An 18,177-nucleotide genomic window follows, 5' to 3' on the forward strand; every position below is an offset into this window, starting at 1 on the left:
CGCGCATGGCCACGTACGGATTCACGCTCACCGCCGAGGGCCCGTTCGACTTCGGCGCCTCGCTCCGCTTCGTCGAGGACTGGCCGGCCACCAGCGCGCTGCCTTCCGACGGGCGGGCGCTGCGCTTCGCCTACAACGCGGAGTCCGACTGGCTGCCGATCGGTGTGACCGTGACGGCCGCGCCGGGCGGGGTCGCCGTCGCCACGACGCGGGCCGCAGGGCCGGGAATCCGGGGCGAGGTGGCGCGAATCCTCTCCCTCGACGTGGACGGCACCGGCTTCGCCGACCTCGGCGAAGCCGACCCGGTGCTCGGTGACCTGCAGCGGCACAGCCCCGGCCTGCGGCCGGTGTGCTTCTGGAGCCCGTGGGAGGCGGCGTGCTGGGCGGTGATCGTGCAGCGCTCGTCGATGCTCATCGCCTCCCGCCTCAAGCAGCGCATCGCGGAGCGGTACGGCGCGAAGGTCACCGTGGACGGGCAGGCGTACGCGGCCTTCCCCCCGCCCATGACGCTGCTGGAGGCCGGCGGCCTCGGCCTGCCCGCGCAGAAGGAGGAGTGGGTGCGCGGGCTGGCCCGGGCGGCGCTTGACGGCGTGCTCACCGCCGAACACCTGCGGGCGCTCGATCCGGCAGAGGCCCTGGCCGAGTTGCGCGCCCTGCCCGGCGTGGGGCCGTTCTCCGCGGGCCTGATCCTGATCCGCGGCGCGGGCGCGCCGGACGCGTTCCCAGGCGACGAGCCGCGCCTGTTCGCGATCCTGCGCGAGGCGTACGGCCTGCCGGAGGACGCGGCGCCGGCCGCCTACCGGAAGCTGGCCGAGGCGTGGCGGCCCTACCGCTCCTGGGCCTCCTTCTTGTTCCGGGCGTCCACCTATGGCGTCATAAACGATCGAGAGTGACGCAGAGCTGATCAGCGAGGTGGACCAAGGGCCGCTCCGCCACCCGGCCGGGTGGCGGACACGTCGGCGCACCCACCGACCGCCACGACGCCGACCGTATGAGATCGATTGAGCCCCACGTCGCTCACCGACCGGATGTGAACCATCGCGAAAAGTGGCGACCAGAGGCCGAGCTGACGGCCCTCGGATACGCCGATCAGGCCGCCCCTAGAGGCCCTCGCGGTCGTCGCGCTCGGCGAGGAACCGTTCGAACTGGGCGGCGAGTTCGTCGCCGGTGGGCATCGGGGCGCTCTCGGCCATCAGGCTGTCCTGCGCCGCGCCGGCCGCGAACGCGTCGTACTGCTGCTCCAGGCCGGTGATCGCGGTGGACAACTCGGTCGAGGTCTGGATCTGCTCCTCGATCTCCGCCGTGGTCTTCTCCGCCGAGTTGCGCAGGCTGTCGGTCGGGAACACCAATCCGGTGCTTTTGGTGACGGCCTCCAGAGCGGCGACCGCCGCCTGCGGGTACTCCGCCTGTGCCAGGTAGTGCGGCACGTGTACGGCATAGCCCAGGGCGTCGTGCCCGGCCGTACCGAGGCGGAGCTCCAGCATCGCCGACACGCTCCCCGGCACCTGAACCTTGCCGAAGGAACTGGTGGTCTGACTGCTGATCAACTCAGGACGGCTGGCGTGCGCGGTGATACCGAGCGGGCGGGTGTGCGGGATGGCCATCGGGATGCCGTGCACGGTGACCATCTTGCCGACGCCCAGCCGCTTGGCCAGCCCGCCCACGGCCGTGATGAACAACTCCCACTCCCGGTCCGGCTCGGGACCGGTCATCAGCAGGAACGGAGTGCCCGTGGTATCGGTCACCAGGTGTACGGCGAGCTCCAGCGACTCGGCCTCCACCCAGTGGTCGGTGTCGAAAGTCATGATCGGGCGACGGGACCGGTAGTCGAGCAGCCGGTCGACGTCGAAGGTCGCGACGACCCGGTGCTCCAGTTCGGAGAGCAGGTGGGCGATGGCGAGCCGGCCGGCGCCGCCCGCGTCCACGAACCCGTCGAAGTGGTAGAGCAGCACCGGATCGGTCAGCTCGGGAAGCTCTTCACCGAGCCGGTAGAGATCCGTCGGGTCGAACACCTTATCCAGCCTTTCCTCGAGTCCTTCCTCCCACCTCAACCAAGGGTGTACCGGGGGGAATTCCATCTAGCGCACCTTATCGGTGCAGAATTGGATTCATGGACCCGGATCAGGACGTCGAGGAGCTTGCCACCCGGATGTTCGATCTCGCCCGTTCTGGGGAGACCGAGCTGCTGGCCGACTATGTGGACGCGGGAGTGCCCGCCAACCTGACCAACGGAAACGGCGACACCCTGGTGATGCTGGCCGCCTACCACGGGCACGCCGAGACGGTCCGCGCGCTGGTGGCCAGGGGAGCCGAGCCCGGGCGGCCCAACGACAAGGGGCAGACGCCGCTGGCGGGCGCGGTCTTCAAGAAGGCGCCCGAGGTCGTGAGGGCCCTCCTGGATGCGGGCGCCGACCCGGAGGCGGGGGCGCCCTCCGCCGTGGAGACCGCCCGGATGTTCGCCAACGAGGAGTTCCTCGGCTGGTTCGCCGAGGTCAGTCGGCCAGCTCCCGATGGAAGCTCCCGGTCTGACCCGGAAGCACCGGGTCGGTGAACCGGCGGGTCTCCAACGCCCAGTCGAGGTAGCCGCGCATCCAGTCCTCAAGACCGGTCACGCATCGTCGGGTGGCCAGCCTGACCGGCTCCGCGATCCCGAGACTGTCGAACCTGACCTCGAGCGCATCCCTCGCGGCCAGGAAGTGCTCGATGCGGTCGTAGATCGTCTGCTCCACCTGGTCGACGGCCTCCTGGAGCGTGCAGTCGGTGGCGTTCCACAGCACGATGGCGAGGTTGTGGAACTCGCCCTGCACCAGCTCCCTGCGCAGCCCGATGATGTCGTTGGTGCACACGACGACGTGTCCGGCCTCGTGCAACAGCATGGAGTACTCGCGGGAGGCACGGATCGCCGCCGGCACGTCGAAGTGCTCCACCAGTTCGATGAGATCGAACGACGGGGGCACGTAGGCGATCTCCAGCTTGCGCTCCACGTAGGCGACCGGGTCGGGGATCTTGCCGGAGGCCCGGTTGTCCACCTCCCACAGCGCCGCGTCGAAACAGGTCCGCAGGTTCCCCGCGAACCGGTCCCACCAGAGGTCGCCGGCCCTGATCCGCATCCGCTCTCCCAGGTCGGCCAGCCCGTGCAGCAGCGCGCCCGCCGCAGGACCCGGCGGCTCGCCACGCAGCAGGCCCTCGGCCCGGTCGGCGAGCCTGCGGGCCAGCTCCAGGTCGCGACCCACCTCGGCCAGCTCGAACTGGTCGTCAAAAACGTGAAACCAGCTGTTGAGGTCGGCGGCCAGTTCCAGGTCGGGCAGTGAGGCCTCGGGGTAGAGGCGCGCGACCAGCCGGGCGTACGACTCGCCCGCGAACCTGGCGGCTGCCAGTCCCTCGGTGATCAGGCCGTGCCGCATCGCCCAGCTGGTCGTGTGCCGGGCCACCTGAGCTTCAAAGGGATTGACCCGTGAGGGGAAGGGGATTCGCAAATCGGGCAAAACTATATTTTCCACCCAAACCTCCCTAGGGGCTGCAACAGTCCGAAAAGAGTATTTATGGCACTAAAAGTGCCGAATAACGATACGGCCATACCCCGGGCGGGAGACGATCAACCCTGCCCAGGGGACAAGTCACGTGGCCTACTCCGGCCACTCCAGCCCCAGGAGCACCGCGTGGCGGTTCCCAGCAGCCCCATGAGGTGTCCGCACGCTCTCCTTGCACAGATTCCCGTAAGCGCGATTACCTCTTTAGAATGAGGGGTATGCGGAGATTCAGGCACTTTCCCCCTACGACTCATAATTGAGGCTCTATATCTGGTTCCGGACACTGGTGCGATTACGGAGAGTACAAATGCCGGCCGATGTGACCTTCGATATTCCTCTCCCGCTCAAACAACACAATGGCTGGCACGCCGCCGCCGAACGCAACCTCTCCTGGCTCACTCGCCGTCGTCTGATCAGTGACGGGACCATAGGTCTCTACGACCTGTTCAAATCGGAGAAACTCGTCGGCTACACGTTCCCCGACGCCACCGAACGCGGTCTCGACCTGGCCAACCGGATCGTCTCTGTGTGCACCCTGCTCGACGACCAGTTCGACGGCCCCGCCGGACGTGACCCGGCCAAGGCGCGCGAGATCAGCGACGGCTTCACCGCCCTGCTCGAACCGCTGGTCCGGGAGCCCAGGCCACGCACCCCCTTACAGGCCGCGTTCTGCGAGACCTGGAGCGACTCGTGCAACGGGAAGACGCCCGCGTGGCGCGCCCGCGCCGCCGAGAGCTGGCGGCGCTACTTCGGCTCGCTGGTCCACGAGTCGGGCAACCGCCGCCGGGGCGTATTCCTGTCGCTGGACTGCTATCTGGAACAACGCCTGGTCACCGGGGCCATGCAGCAGTTCACCGACGCCTGCGAAGTGGCCGGGGAGTTCGAGGTCCCGCCGATCGCCTTCAATATTCCACACGTGCGCATCATGCGCAGGCTCACCGCGGATTTCGTGAATCTGGCCAATGACCTGGCCTCCCTGGAGAAAGAGATAGCCGCCGGCGAGACGGACAATCTGGTGATGGTCATCCGGCACGAGCGGAACTGCTCGATGGACGAGGCGATTCAGCGGGCCTACCATTTCGTGGAGGGCCGGGTGGCCAGATTCGTGCAGCTCAGGAATGAGATTCCCGAGGTGTGCGACGGCCTTCAGCTGCCCGACGCGGAAAGGGCGGTCCTGCACCGTTACACCGACGCGCTCGCCGCCTGGATCAGCGGCTACGAGCGATGGCAGCGCGAGACCTTCCGCTACCGCCGGGCCGGCGACGTCAGCGAGGTGACCGGCGCGGGCTACCGGCTGGAGGACCTCCTGGAGCGTTAGTCCGGCCTGGAGCGTCAGTCCGCCGGCGAATTGCCGGAGACGTCGTCGTCGAGCGCGTAGGCGATGGCCTCCTCCAGGTTGAGCCGTGCACCCTGCTGGAACTGCCGGTCGTAGTCGGCCTCGCCGATGAGCCGCTTGCACTCCTTCACGCTCTGCTCGTGCTCGCCGCTCAGGAACGGCGAGCCGAGGAGCGGCAGGCCGAACAGCGGCCAGTTGGTCTCCGCCGCGCCCAGCAGGTGGGCCGCGCGGTTCGCGTCGCCGGAGTCGGCGGCGATCCGGGCCAACGCCTCCAGGCACATCATCGCGCCGAGCACGTCGTGGAAGTGGCCCTTGATCCGCAACGCCTCGCGGGCGTGGCCGAGCGCCTCCTCGGGCCGCCCGGTGGCCCGCTGCGCCAGCGAGGTCGCCCAGTGCGCGTAGGACCGCAGCCACAGCTCGCCGCGCTGGTCACAGGTCTGGCGAAGGTCGCCGAGCAGAGCCTCGGCCTCGGTCGCCTCGTTCTGCGCGGTGAGCACGAACGCCAGCTCCAGAATGGCCGGCAGCAGGCCGGGATTCAGCTCGGGCCCCGACCGGTTGAACTCGATGGCCACGCCGAGCAGGGCCGTCGCCTTCTGCAGGTCGCCCTGGAGCGCCGCGGCCGTCCCCTGCATCTTGGTCGCCAGGATCACCGCGCCCGAGTCGCCGACCAGCACCGCCTGGGTGCTGCACTCCTCGGCGTACCGCTGGGCGGACTCGATGTCACCCTGCGCGCTGCACAGGTAGGACAGCACCCACAGCGCCTTGCAGCGCTCCTTGCTGGCCTCGGTGTTGGCGGCCAGAGCACGGTCCAGATAGACGCGGCCCTCACGGGCGAACCCGCACGCCACCCACATGAACCACAGCGAGGACAGCAGCCGGAGCGCGACCTTCTTGTGCGCCGGGTGGCCCAGGCAGTATTCGAGCGCGGCGCGCACGTTGTCGTGTTCCTGGCGCATGCGGACGAACCAGTAGACCTGCCGGGGACCCGACCAGGCGTGCTCACCCGTCTGGGCCAGCTCCAGGTAGTAGTCGCGGTGCCGCTCCTTGATCGCGTCGGTCTGGCCGAGCTTGTCGAGCCACTCCACGCCGTACTCCCGCAGCGTGTCGATCAGCCTGTAGCGCACGCCCGCGTTGTTGCTCTGCATGAGGAGCACGGACTTCTCGACCAGCCCGGTGACGAGATCCATGATCGAATCGGCGGGCAGGTGGTCGGGATCGGCGCAGACGAACCTGGCCGCGTCGAGTTCGAAGTCGCCCGCGAAGACCGCCAGTCGTGCCCACAGCAGGCGCTCCGCCGGCTCGCAGATCTCGTGGCTCCACCCGATGGCCGCGCGCAGCGTCTGGTGACGGGGCAGCGCCGTACGGCTGGCGCCCGCCAGCAGGCTGAAGCGGTCGGTGAGCAGCGTCAGGATCTGCTGCACCGACAGCGCGCGCAGCCGCACGGCGGCCAGCTCGATCGCCAGCGGGATGCCGTCGAGCCTGCGGCACAGCTCGGCCACCGTGCCGATGTTGCCCTCGTCGAGCGAGAAGTCGGGCACCACCGCGCCCGCCCGCGCCCCGAAGAGCTGCACGGACTCGTTGGTGAAGAGGCTCTCGTCAGGGTCGTCACCCGGTACGGCGAGCGGCGGGATCGGCACCACGTGCTCGCCCGGCACCTGCAACGACTGGCGGCTGGTGGCCAGGACCGTCAGGTTGGGCGCCTGGTTGAGCAGCTTGACGACCAGCGCGGCGCAGGACTCGATCAGGTGCTCGCAGGTGTCGATGATGAGCAGCATCTGGCGCTGCCCCACCCACTCGGTCAGGGTGTCGGACTCCGAGCGGGCCGACTGGTCGGCGATGCCCAGCGCCGCGGAGATGGTGTGCTCGACCATCCCGGCGTCCTGCAGCCTGGCCAGGTCGGCGAACCACACGCCGTCCTCGTACTGCACCCGGACCTGGTGGGCGAGCCGCAGGGCGGTCCTCGACTTGCCGACGCCGCCGATGCCCGTCACCGTGACGAGCCGGGACTCCCGGAGCTGGCGCTTGAGATTGGTCAGCAACCTGGTGCGCCCGACGAAGCTGGTGAGCTCCGCGGGCAGATTTCCCTCTCGCCGCCATCCTGATGGCGTTGCCATGGCCGCCTCACGGGGGGTAGCTGACACCTGCCACCGCATCGTACCGCCGATGCCCGGGCCTGTCCTTGGGCCCGGAGAGCCGTGGTGGATGAGCTTTCCACCGGACCGAGAAGATCTCAGCCTTCTCTCAGCAGTGCTAAGTAGGCTCTGCGCATGAAGTTCGCGGGGAGACACAGAGTCGTGGTCCTGCTGGTCGTGCTGGCGCTGGTCGGCGTGGCGGCCTGGGCCCTGTGGCCCGCCCCGCCGCCCCTCGACCGGCTCGACACCGAGATCGCGGTCGTCGACGGTCCCGACGACGACCAGAACGTCGTCCTCGACGCGACCTACTTCGCGCCGGACGGGGGCGGCAAGGCGCCCGCCGTCCTGCTCGCGCACGGGTTCGGCGGCAGCAAGCAGAGCGTCAGGGAGCCCGCCGAGCGGCTCGCCCGCGAAGGCTATGCCGTGCTCACCTGGTCGGCGCGCGGCTTCGGCCGGTCCACCGGCGAGATCGCCCTCAACTCGCCCGACTACGAGGTCAAGGACGTCAAGCAGCTCCTCGACTGGCTCGCTGAACGTCCCGAGGTACGGCTCGACGCCGCCGGCGACCCCCGCGTCGGCATCGCCGGCGGCTCGTACGGCGGAGCCATCGCGCTGCTGGCCGCGGCGTACGACCAGCGGATCGACGCGATCGTCCCGCAGATCACCTGGCACGATCTGTCCGATGCCCTCTTCCCCAACGCCGTGGTCGACGACGACGTCGAGGACGGCGTCGGGAAGGCGCGGACCGGCGTGTTCAAGCGGATGTGGGCCGGCCTGTTCTTCAGCAGGGGCGGCGCCCCCACCGGCGCGCAGGACGGTGCGGACGAGCGGAGCGGGCTGGCCGCGCTGGGCGGCTCCGCGCGGTCGCCACGCCCGTTGAACGAGCAGGAGGCCGCCTGCGGCCGGTTCCTGCCGGAGATCTGCGCCATGTACCAGTCGGTGGCCACCACGGGGGAGGCGACGCCCGAGGCCGTAGAGCGGCTCAGGAGGTCGAGCCCGGTCTCCGTGCCGGGACGCATCAAGATCCCGACCCTGCTGTTGCAGGGGCAACGCGACTCGCTGTTCCCGCTGGACCACGCCGACGCCAACGCCAGGGCCGTCGCCGCGACCGGCGCGCCCGTGCAGGTGGCCTGGTTCGACGGCGGCCACGACGGCGGCGACGGAGAGATCGACTGGACCCACGACCGCACCCTCGCCTGGTTCGACCACTGGCTGAAGCGCGACGGCGGGTCCGGCATCCCCGGCAGCGGCTTCGAGGTGACCAGGGACGGCGGGCGCGACCCCGGCACCCGGCGTCCCGTCCTGCTGCACGCGGGCGCGGACGGCTATCCGGGGCTCGGCGGCAGCGGGCAGAGCACCGTGCTCCTCTCGGGCCCCGACCAGAACGTGGCGTCCCCGCCCGGCGGATCGCCCGCCGTGGTCTCCTCCGTGCCGGGCTTCGGCGGCCTGCTGGGCAACGGCAACCTCAGCGTGTCCGTCGACGTGCCGGGGCAGAGCGCCAGCTTCGACTCCGCGCCGCTCACCGGCCCCCTCCAGGTCACGGGCAGTCCCACGATCAGTGTGCGGGTGCACGGCGGCGGCGAGACCGGCGAGGTGACGCTCTTCGCCAAACTGCAGGACGTGGCCGGCGGCACGCAGCCGCCGACCCTGCCGGAGGGCCTGGTCTCCCCGGTCAAGATCTCGGTTCCCGCCGAGAAGGACGAGGAGGACGGCGGGACCACGGTCACGATCCGCCTTCCCGCGATCGACCACCGCTTCGACGCCGGGCACCGGCTGCGGGTCACCCTGAGCACCACCGACCTCGGCTACGCCATGCCGGCCACGCCGTCCGTGCACCGGATCGGCCTCGCCTCCCAGACGCTCACCCTGCCCACCGTGGCGGCGCTGCGCACCCCCGCCGCGGGCCCGGCCTGGTGGACCTGGGCGCTGCCGGCGGCGGCTCTCGTGTTGGCCGCCGGCATCCTGCTCGCCGGGCGCCGCCGTACCCAGGACATCGTCGATCCCGCGTCGGCCGAGGTGCCGCTGCGCATCAGCGGCCTGACGAAGGCCTACCGCAACGGCGAGCTGGCGGTCGACGACCTGTCCTTCCGGGTGGAGCGCGGGCAGGTGCTCGGCCTGCTCGGGCCCAACGGGGCGGGCAAGACCACCACGATGCGGATGCTGCTCGGCCTGATCCATCCCGACGCGGGCGAGATCCACGTCTTCGGGCGGCGGGTGACCCCCGGCGCCCCCGTGCTCTCCCGGCTGGGCTCCTTCGTGGAGGGTCCCGGATTCCTGCCGCACCTGAGCGGGCGGGCCAACCTGGAGCTCTACTGGCGGGCGACCGGCCGGCCGGCGGGAGACGCGCGGATGGCGGAGGCGCTGGAGATCGCCGGGCTGGGCGCCGCCCTCGACCGCGCGGTCCGCACCTACTCCCAGGGCATGCGGCAGCGCCTGGCCATCGCGCAGGCCATGCTCGGCCTGCCCGACCTGCTGGTGCTCGACGAGCCCACCAACGGGCTCGACCCGCCGCAGATCAGGGAGATGCGCCGGGTCCTGATCCGCTACGCGGAGGGCGGCCGCACGGTCATCGTCTCCAGCCACCTGCTCGCCGAGGTCGAGCAGACCTGCGACCACGTGGTGGTCATGCACCGGGGCCGCCTGGTGACCACCGGCCCGGTCAGCGACCTGCTGGCGGGCGCGGCCAAGGACAACGGCTCCACCCGCCGACTTGAGGACGTCTTCCTCACCCTGATCGGAGACCACAGTTGACCGAGCGGACCGAGACGCACGGGAGCCCCGCTCCCGGATACGCCGCCCGGCACACGCTGCCGCTGTCGGTGGAGATCGTCAGGCAGTTCAGACGCCGGCGCACACTGGTCATGTTCGGCCTGCTGCTGGCCCTGCCCTGGGTGCTGGTGATCGCCTTCAAGGTCGGCACGGGAACGACCGGGCAGAACACCCTGCGCCTCTCCGACCTGGCCACCGAGAGCGCGCTCAACTTCGCGGCGTTCGCGCTGTCGGTGTCGGTCGGCTTCCTGCTGGTGGTCGCCGTCGGCCTGTTCTGCGGCGACACGGTGGCCAGCGAGGCGAGCTGGTCGTCGCTGAGATACCTGCTGGCCGCGCCCGTGCCGCGGAGCAGGCTGCTCCGGCAGAAGCTGATCGTGGCGCTCGGCTACTCGGCCGCGGCCGTGATCTCGCTGCCGCTGATGGCCCTGCTGGCCGGCACCGTGGCCTTCGGCTGGGACGACATCCAGGTGCCGATCACCGGCGAGATCATCCCCGCCGCCGCGGCGCTGCCCAGGTTCGGCATCGTGATCGGCTACGCCCTGGTGAGCCAGCTCGTCGTCGCCTCGGTCGCGTTCCTGCTCTCGACCACGACCGACTCCCCGCTCGGCGCCGTGGGCGGCGCGGTCGGCCTGGTCATCGTCAGCAACATCCTGCAGGCCGTCGAGGCGCTCGGGGTGCTCCGCGAGTTCCTCCCGACGTTCTGGAACTCGGCCTGGCTCGACGCCCTCGCCCCGGAACTCGAGTGGGGCGGGATGCTCAAGGGCGCCTCGGTGTCGGTGACCTACTCGGTGATCCTGCTGGCGCTGGCGTTCCGCCGCTTCCGCCGCAAGGACATCGTCTCCTGACCGGCCACTCCTGACCGGCCACCGGGCCACCGGTCTCCGGCTCGCTTCGGCGCGTGCCGTTCGCGTGACCCGCCGTACAGTGTGCGCCGGTGACGCCGAACGGTGTCGTGGCCCGCTCAGGCGGCTGCGCCGGGAGGCGGGCCGGTCACCAGTGCGGCGGGCGTTCCGCGATCAGCCGTGCGGTGTCGTCGTCAGGCTCACGCCAGCCGCCCCACCCGAGGTCGGTGTCGTCACTCGTCTGATCTTCCAGCACCGGTGGCCCCTCGTCGGAGAGATCCACGGGGCGCAGGTCGTCCGGCCCGTGTGTCACGTCCTCCATCGTAGCGCCGCACCCCTTGGCCTGCGCCTCCATCAGGGTCATCCCCGATTGCGCGGCGGGTGGTCGCCCGGCATCATTCGACGCGTGAACGTAGGAGCAACCCTCAGACAAGCCCCCTCCCGGATCCTGGCGTGGGCCCTTCCCTACTGGACTCGCGGGGAGGCGGGACGCGAGACCCCCACCGAGCTCTTCAGGGTGCTCTACCTCGGTTGGCTGGTGGCCTTCGCGCTCAAGGTCCTCGGCTCGTCGTGGGACGTGTCGTGGCACTTCAAGTGGCTGCGCGACGACCTTGCGCCCCCCCATCTGATCAACAGCGTCGGGACCGCCATCGCGGTCGCCCTGACGATCATCCACGGTTACACCGGCTACGGCGCCGACAAGACGGCGCTGCGGCTCATCCAGTGGGGCACCGGCATCTTCCTGGTCGCCGTCCCGCTCGACCTGATCAACCACGCGGTGAACGGCCTGGACATCACGTCGTGGAGCCCGTCCCACGTCATGCTGTACGGCGGGACCGCCGTCATGATCGCGGGAGTGACCCGCGGCTGGTTCCTCGGCGCCCCCGAGGGCAGCCGCCGCCACCTGATCCTCGCCGCCTTATTCCTCTTCTCCCTGGAGAACACCTTCTTCCCCAACCAGCACCAGGAGTACGGCGTGCTGGGGATCGCCGCCTGGGACAGGGGCACCCCCACGGCCGAGCCGATCCTGCTCCAGTTCGCCGCGGACCAGCTGAACCGGCCGGTCGACCGGGGGATGGTCGTGCAGTTCTCGTTGCCCATGCCCGACTGGCTCTACCCGGTCTACACGGTGGCCGCCTGCCTGCTGGTGCTCGTCATCGCCCGCATGCTGGTCGGCAGGACGTTCACCGCCACCGCGATCGCCGCGGCCTTCGTCGCCTACCGGTGCGTCATCTGGCCGCTGCTGACCGTCGCCGACTTCCCGCCCTCCGCCGTGCCGTTCTTCCTCATCGCGGGGGCGCTCTGCATCGATCTGGCGTTCCTGATCCGGGTCTGGGCCGTCCGGGCCGTCGCCGGGGCGGCGCTGGTGACCGCGGGCACGTACGGGGCGCTGGCCGTACAGGGGGAGGTGCTGGCCGCGCCGCCGGTGGCGGTGGGCTCGGCGCCCGTCGCCGCGGCGTTGCTCGGGGTGCTGTGGCTGGGCGCGGAGTGGGCGGCCAGGCGGCCGGCCGTTCAGCCCACCGGTGCCCTGCTCAACACCACCGCGATGCCGTAGGCCACACCCATCACGGTCAGTTCCACGGCCACCCAGCCGACCAGGGCCGTCGCCTGCTGCCGTTCGATCCGCGGCAGCAGGCGGTAGCGGATGTGCGCGGCGAGCGGGATCAGCACCGCCACGCAGGCCACCTTGGCCACCCCCAGCAGGCCGTACGAGCTGGTGAGGATCGCGCCCGGCAGTTCCACGCCGGGGGTGAGGGCCAGCGTCGCCAGCCCGGTGATCACGCCTGACGCCGAGACGAGCAGCAGGCAGACGGTGGCCAGTCTGGAGAACCTCGGCAGCACCTCGGCCAGCAGGTCACGCCGGCGGGCGAGGTACAGCACGGTCACGGCGAGCCCGCCGGTCCAGGCCGCCGCGCCCATCACGTGCAGCTCCATCGAGATCATGATCGGGTCGTGCCAGACCGAGTCGACCGCGTGGCCGGTCACCGGGATCGGCAGCAGCCCGAACAGCGCGACCACGATCCGCAGCTCGGCCGGCACCTTCTCGCCGAACCGCACCGCCAGCAACCCCACCGCCGCGTACGCCAGGGCGCACGCTCCGCTGATCACGAGTCCCTGGCCCGCGCCGACGTCGTTGACGTAGCTCGCGATCGACCCCGGCGTCGGGAACGCGCCCGGATTCAGCTCGGCCGCGTGGAACACGACCGCGGTGAACGCGCACACCGCCCAGATCCACGCCGCCGTCACCGCGACGGGCCTGACCCGGCGCATGACGGGCTCGGTCCGGTCGGGGTCGCGCCAGCCGAGGAGCTTGGGCAGCAGGCTCAGGCCGACCACCGCCAGCGCGGCGAGGTCGAGCAGCACCCGCACCACCGGCAGGCCGTACTCCACGACCGGCCCCGGCAGCATGATCGCCGGCACCGCCTCCGCCGCCGTCAGCGACGTTCCCGCGAGCGCGGCCAGCACCGCCGCCGTCACCATCGGCCCGGCGAGCACCGTCCACCGCCATACGGGTGCGCCGGTGGACGGTGGACTGCCGGCGGGCGGGGACGCGGAAGGGCCGGGGCTGGTCTCTGTCAGGGACATGGGAGCGGCGCCTACTTGTCTGAGGGCTTGTCAGAGGGCTTGTCAGAGAGCTGGGTGGAGTCGCGGGGGGCGCTTCTGCGCATGGCCACGACGGTGGCGCCGCCGAGCAGCACGAGGGCTCCGGCGATCCAGACGACCGCCATGCCGGCGCCGCCGTTCTGCGCCGCCTCGGTCGCCTGCGCGCTCAGCTCGCCGCCGTCGGCCTGCCGGGACTGGAGGGTCGCGGTGGCGGCCGGTTCGTCGACGGGTACGGTGACCGCGTCGCCGCCCTCGGAGGCGTCGAGCGTGAAAGTGATCTTTCCGGTGACCGGGTGGCCGTCCGACGACAGGATCCGGTAGCCGATCACGTAGGAGCCCGCTGGACCGGGAGCCTTCAGCTCGGCGGTCACCTTGACGCCCGACGTAGACGGCTTGCCCTGGTCGAACCGCACTCCGCCCGGCCCCGTCACGGTCACCTGCGAGAAGCCCCGCCGGGCCGGCTGGTCGAATTCGAGGGTGACCTTCGAGGGCCACCGGGACAGCTTCGCGTTCTTCTCGGGATCGCTGCCGACCAGTACGTTGTGGGCCTGCGCGGGGGCCGCCACCGTCGTGAGCGCGGCGCAGGCGAGCAGCAGGACCGTCAGTAGCCGCCTCAACGAGATTCCTTCCAGCGGGACACATCCGTCACTCAGCCATGGTCCCACCAGTCAGCCGCGGCCCTCCCCTGGACATGGCCCGGGACATGTCCATGGGACGGCGGCCGGTCCCGCGGGGCGCTCGCTCCGTCCGGCTCGCGTGCCGTACGGACGAGGGAAGTCGTGTGGCACCGGATGCTCGCCGGTATTAAGTCTGACATCTAATAACGTGTGAAGAGCGTGCATAATTCATTACCGTCAGCTATGAAGACGCTTTAAGAATGAGACTCGGTGTGAGGCCATCCACCCCGAGTGGAACAGGAGCAAACCCCTCTGCGAGGAGTGACACGCCGGTAGCGATTGGTAGTGGGAGGCTGCCTGCCATGGCAGTACCCGCTCCCCGCCCCCTGATGGGAGCCGTGCTTCTGTTGTTCGTCAGTGCCGCCTGGGGGTCGGCGTTCCCACTGATGAAGGATCTGATCATCCGGATACCGGTCGCCGATCTGCTCACTGAGCGTTACGGACTGGCCGTACTGGTCCTGCTGGTGATCAGGCCGCGCTGCCTGCGCGGGCTGACCGCCGGCACCTGGTCACGGGGAATTCTGCTGGGCCTGCTCTTCGGAGTGGGACAGACCGCGCAGGCCTTCGCGTTGCAGAGCCTGCCCTCCGCCGTCTCCGGCTTCGCCGTGGGATGCAACGTGGTGATGACGCCGATCCTCGGCCTCGTCCTGCTACGTGTGCGGGTGTCCAGCCGCATCTGGACCGCCGTCGTGCTCTCGGTCGCCGCGATGGCGGCGTTCACCCTGCTGCACGGGTTCGAGGGCGGCGACATCTCCGGCCCGGCCCTGTCCGCCACGCTCCTCGCGGCGGCGCTCTACGCCGGGCACACGCTCATGCTCGGCGAGCTGCCGGGCGCCCGGAAGGAGGGCTACGCGATCACGGTGATCCAGCTCGGCACGATCGCGGCGCTGACCGGCGTGCTCGCCGCCCCCGGCGGCCTGACGCTGCCCGCCACGAACGCCGACTGGATGGTGCTCGGCCATCTGGCGATCGTGTCGTGCGCGCTCGGCTTCCTGGCCAGGACCTTCGGCCAGGCGCACGTGCCCGCCGTACCCGCCGCCGTGATCCTCTCCTCGCAGCCGCTGTGGGTGGCCGGCCTCGCGGTCGCCCTGTACGGCGAAGCGCTGACCTGGAGCGTGACACTGGGCGGCTGCCTCGTGGCGTTCTCGATGCTGCTCGTGGTGATTCCGGGCCGGGCCAGACCCGAGCAGGAGGCCGCCCCGCTCCCGGACGAGAACCGTGAACAGCTTCTCCGGATCCGATGGCGGGCGTCGGAGATCCTGCTCTCCCTCCGGGAGGAGAGCCGGGGGGAGGCGGCCCGGGCGCCCGCCGACGACTCCTTTCCCGGCTGGCGTCAACTGCCGGCCGGCGCCCCCGCGGAGGCGCAGCCCGCGGAGGACGGTCGGGACGCACCCGACGACATGGTCGAGCAGGTCGTACAGCACGCGATCGCCGTGGTCCGCGGCAGGACGACCCCCGCCCTCACCGAGAGCTGCGCCCCTCTCATCGCGGTCGTCGACGGGGAGGCGCCGGCACCGCCGGACATCGGCTCCGACTCGGGCTCTGGCTCGGGCTCCGGCTCCGGCTCCGGCTCCGGCTCCGGCTCCGGCTCGGGCTCCGGCTCGGGCTCCGGTGACGCTCTCGTCGAGCATCCCGGCCGTGATCCGAACACCGCTCTCGGTGGCCGTCCGGCCGGATTTCCCGGCTGTGACCTGGATGCCGGGCTCGGTGGCCGTCCTGCCGAGTCTCTCGGTTGTCATCCCGACGCCGGTCCGGGCGGCCGGCTGGGTGAGCGTCCTGGCGGTGATACGGCCGCCGGTCTCGGCGCGAACCCCGGCCGTGATCCCGGCCATGATCTCGACCTCGGTCTCGGCGGCCGTCTCGCGGAGTTCTCCCGCCGCGACCTGGACGCCGGCCTCGGGCGCCGTACCGCCGGCCATCCCCGCCACGCCCTCGACACCTGCCGTGGCCTGTGACGGCGCCCGAACCGGGGGATCGATGAGAGGAGTGGGGGAGCGCCGGTTCGGCGTCAGCGGGTCGCGCTGTGGCGGGGGACGATGTTCTCGCAGTGCGCGAGCGGGAAGCGGGCGACCAGCTTGGCGCCGTGGGGGGAGTCCTCCACCGTGAGGGTGCCGCCGTGTTCCTTGGCGATCTCCCTGGCGATCGGGAGTCCCAGGCCGGTGCCGCCGGCGTCCTTGCTGCGGGCCGCGTCGAGGCGGGTGAAGCGCTGGAAGACCTCCTCACGCTTCTCGGGCGGGATTCCCGTGCCGTCGTCGACGACCTCCACCACCGCCATGCCGGCCTCCGGGCGGACCGTCACGGCGACGTGCCGGCTCGCGTGCCGTTCGGCGTTGTCCACCAGGTTGGTCAACAGCCGCGCGAGCCGTAGCTGGTCGCCCGTCACCTTCACGCCGGGGGTCAGTCTCCTGGTGATCGGCACCCGGCGGGGGCGGCGGTCCAGTTCGCTGCGTATCAGCTCGGTCAGGTCGAGCCGCTCGCGCAGGGCGGGCGCGCCCGCGTCCAGTCTGGCCAGCATCAGCAGGTCGCTGACCAGCGCCTCCAGGCGTTCGAGGCTGCCGAGCAGGGCGACGGACACCTCGGGCCAGTTGGTCTCGCGGGGGTGCAGCAGCGCCGCCTCCACCTGGGCGCGCATCGCGGTGAGCGGGCTGCGCAGGTCGTGTGAGGCGTCGGAGGCGAAGCGGCGCTGACGTTCGACGAGGGACTGCAGCCGGTCCAGCGTCTGGTTCACCGTCTCGGCGAGCCGCCGGATCTCGTCCTTGTACTGCGGGATCGGGACCCGGCGGCCGATGTCGGTGGCCTTGATCTCGGCCAGTTCCGAGCGGATGGCGTCCACGGGCGCCAGGGTCCTGCTGACGGTGCGGTAGGTGCCCGCGGCGGTCACCCCGACCAGCAGGAGCGATCCTCCGAGGAGCACGAGGATCAGCGCCGGGCTGACGTACCACTCGACATGGGGGCTGGCGGCGTAGACGATGTAGTCGCCGTTCGGCTGGTAGACGCGGGTGCCCACGATGATCAGGCACTCGCCGGGCGGGAAGGCGGGGGAGTCGCAGACCACCCGGTCGGTTCGCACGCGATCCTCGCTCCCGGCGAACCGTGCCATCGGGGGCTTGCCCCTCATCGGGGGCGTGATTGCGACGATCTTCCCCTGCGGGTTCAGGACCTGGATGTACGGCACGTTCTCCACCGGGAGATCCGGCCGCAACTGGTCGCGCTGCACCAGGTGAGTGACCCTGAGCGTCGCCTTGACGGTCTGCTCGCGCCGGTGCTGGGCCACGAGGTCGCGTAGCCCGATCAGTACAAGAACGGAGCAGAGCAGGCAGATCAGGGCCATCGCGGCGCTGGCGATCAACGTCATGCGCTTTCTGACCGACCAGTCATGCCTCCGGCTCACCCGACCCCCCGGCAATCAAATGATCACACTAGGCATATGTTGCTCGGAGTCGTGGAGATTCATCCCCAAGGCAGGCTAAAAATAGCTTTCTATGATGCAAACGGCGTTATATGCATGATTAAGGCGTTATGACCGGTATCGCATCCCGGGGCCTGGACACCCACCTGACGTCCGGACGGCCGGGCACGTGACAATGGGACGGTGAGTGACTTCGCCTATCGCGAGCCGGTGGCTCCGGCGTTCCTGTTCGACCTCGACGGCACCCTGATCGACAGCGTCTATCAGCACGTGATCGCCTGGCGTTCGGCGCTGGAGGGGCTCGGCATCGACCTGTCGGTGTGGCGGATCCACCGGCGGATCGGGATGAGCGGCGGGCTGTTCGTCTCCGCGCTGCTGCGGGAGACCGGTCTTTCCCTGACCCAGGAGCAGATAGACGACCTGCAGCGGGCGCACGCCGCGGCCTACACGGAGCAGATCGACACCGTGGGCCCGCTGCCCGGCGCCGTCGACCTGCTCGCGGAGCTGACCGAGCGTGCGATCCCGTGGGCGATCGCCACCAGCGGATACGCCATGACCGCGCGCCCCGCGCTGAACATGCTGGGACTCCCCGAGGACACCCCGATGGTCACCCGCGACCGGGTACGGCACGCGAAACCCGACCCCGACCTCTTCCTGGCCGGTGCCGCCCTGCTGGACATCGACCCGCGGTCCGCCATGGTGGTCGGCGACAGCGTGTGGGACCTGCTGGCCGCGCGCAGGGCGGGCGCGCTGGGCATCGGGCTCCTCTCCGGCGGCTACGGGCGCGACGAGCTGGAACGCTCGTCCGCCTTCCGCGTCTACGCGGACCCCGCCGAAATGCTCAGCCGCCTCGACGAACTGGGCGTCCGGTAGGACGG

General features: G+C 70.6%; 15 protein-coding genes. 8 read left to right on the forward strand and 7 right to left on the reverse strand.

The window, feature by feature from the left end; all coding sequences use genetic code 11:
• Positions 1–5: 5 nt before the first annotated feature.
• Entirely contained in the window at positions 6–893 is an 888-nt protein-coding gene (locus tag MBA17_RS11480) for a DNA-3-methyladenine glycosylase family protein (RefSeq protein ID WP_238496357.1), read from the forward strand.
• A gap of 207 nt (positions 894–1,100) precedes the next feature.
• On the opposite strand, the gene MBA17_RS11485 is transcribed toward MBA17_RS11480, so the two are convergent.
• Complete coding sequence (locus MBA17_RS11485) at positions 1,101–2,012, reverse strand: proteasome assembly chaperone family protein (protein ID WP_238496359.1); 912 nt, start codon at positions 2,010–2,012, stop codon at positions 1,101–1,103.
• 98 nt (positions 2,013–2,110) lie between these two features.
• Between MBA17_RS11485 and MBA17_RS11490 the strand changes: the two genes are divergently transcribed.
• Positions 2,111–2,551: an ankyrin repeat domain-containing protein gene (locus MBA17_RS11490; protein ID WP_238496360.1), complete on the forward strand. Its 441-nt coding sequence runs from the start codon at positions 2,111–2,113 to the stop codon at positions 2,549–2,551.
• Here MBA17_RS11490 and MBA17_RS11495 read toward each other — a convergent pair.
• A complete protein-coding gene (locus tag MBA17_RS11495; RefSeq protein ID WP_238496362.1) occupies positions 2,493–3,431 on the reverse strand; it encodes a terpene synthase family protein in 939 nt (312 codons plus the stop codon). The genes MBA17_RS11490 and MBA17_RS11495 overlap by 59 nt on opposite strands.
• 406 nt (positions 3,432–3,837) lie before the next feature.
• Between MBA17_RS11495 and MBA17_RS11500 the strand changes: the two genes are divergently transcribed.
• On the forward strand, positions 3,838–4,848 hold the full coding sequence (locus MBA17_RS11500) for a terpene synthase family protein (RefSeq protein ID WP_238496363.1): 1,011 nt from the start codon (positions 3,838–3,840) through the stop codon (positions 4,846–4,848).
• Positions 4,849–4,862: 14 nt separating this feature from the next.
• On the opposite strand, the gene MBA17_RS11505 is transcribed toward MBA17_RS11500, so the two are convergent.
• On the reverse strand, positions 4,863–6,980 hold the full coding sequence (locus MBA17_RS11505) for an ATP-binding protein (RefSeq protein ID WP_238496364.1): 2,118 nt from the start codon (positions 6,978–6,980) through the stop codon (positions 4,863–4,865).
• Between the two features lie 153 nt (positions 6,981–7,133).
• Between MBA17_RS11505 and MBA17_RS11510 the strand changes: the two genes are divergently transcribed.
• Both MBA17_RS11510 and MBA17_RS11515 read left to right on the forward strand, forming a co-directional pair.
• Positions 7,134–9,749, forward strand: a complete 2,616-nt coding sequence (locus MBA17_RS11510; RefSeq protein WP_238496365.1) for a CocE/NonD family hydrolase — start codon at positions 7,134–7,136, stop codon at positions 9,747–9,749.
• Positions 9,746–10,612: an ABC transporter permease gene (locus tag MBA17_RS11515; RefSeq protein ID WP_238496366.1), complete on the forward strand. Its 867-nt coding sequence runs from the start codon at positions 9,746–9,748 to the stop codon at positions 10,610–10,612. Before MBA17_RS11510 ends, MBA17_RS11515 begins: the two co-directional genes overlap by 4 nt.
• Positions 10,613–10,757: 145 nt before the next feature.
• On the opposite strand, the gene MBA17_RS11520 is transcribed toward MBA17_RS11515, so the two are convergent.
• A complete protein-coding gene (locus tag MBA17_RS11520) occupies positions 10,758–10,922 on the reverse strand; it encodes a hypothetical protein (protein ID WP_238496368.1) in 165 nt (54 codons plus the stop codon).
• A 93-nt stretch (positions 10,923–11,015) separates the two neighbouring features.
• Here MBA17_RS11520 and MBA17_RS11525 point away from each other — a divergent pair, with 93 nt between their 5' ends.
• Positions 11,016–12,164 carry a hypothetical protein gene (locus MBA17_RS11525; protein ID WP_238496369.1) on the forward strand — a complete coding sequence of 383 codons (1,149 nt, stop codon included), beginning with the start codon at positions 11,016–11,018 and terminating at the stop codon, positions 12,162–12,164.
• Here MBA17_RS11525 and MBA17_RS11530 read toward each other — a convergent pair.
• Together MBA17_RS11530 and MBA17_RS11535 are read right to left on the reverse strand one after the other, a co-directional pair.
• A complete protein-coding gene (locus tag MBA17_RS11530; RefSeq protein WP_238496370.1) occupies positions 12,122–13,195 on the reverse strand; it encodes a copper resistance D family protein in 1,074 nt (357 codons plus the stop codon). The genes MBA17_RS11525 and MBA17_RS11530 overlap by 43 nt on opposite strands.
• Positions 13,196–13,206: 11 nt before the next feature.
• Positions 13,207–13,830 (reverse strand): copper resistance CopC family protein, encoded by a 624-nt coding sequence (locus MBA17_RS11535; protein ID WP_238496371.1) that lies wholly within the window; start codon positions 13,828–13,830, stop codon positions 13,207–13,209.
• Between the two features lie 362 nt (positions 13,831–14,192).
• Between MBA17_RS11535 and MBA17_RS11540 the strand changes: the two genes are divergently transcribed.
• Entirely contained in the window at positions 14,193–15,845 is a 1,653-nt protein-coding gene (locus MBA17_RS11540) for a DMT family transporter (protein ID WP_238496372.1), read from the forward strand.
• A gap of 53 nt (positions 15,846–15,898) precedes the next feature.
• Here MBA17_RS11540 and MBA17_RS11545 read toward each other — a convergent pair whose 3' ends face one another.
• The gene (locus tag MBA17_RS11545) at positions 15,899–17,245 is read right to left on the reverse strand and encodes a sensor histidine kinase (RefSeq protein ID WP_238496373.1); all 1,347 of its coding nucleotides are present in this window, start codon (positions 17,243–17,245) and stop codon (positions 15,899–15,901) included.
• 237 nt (positions 17,246–17,482) lie between these two features.
• On the opposite strand from MBA17_RS11545, the gene MBA17_RS11550 reads away from it, so the two are divergent.
• A complete protein-coding gene (locus MBA17_RS11550) occupies positions 17,483–18,172 on the forward strand; it encodes an HAD family hydrolase (protein ID WP_238496374.1) in 690 nt (229 codons plus the stop codon).
• The last annotated feature ends 5 nt before the right edge of the window (positions 18,173–18,177 follow it).

This window comes from Dolomitihabitans soli (genome assembly GCF_022213955.1).
GTDB classification, from domain to species: domain Bacteria; phylum Actinomycetota; class Actinomycetes; order Streptosporangiales; family Streptosporangiaceae; genus Streptosporangium_A; species Streptosporangium_A soli.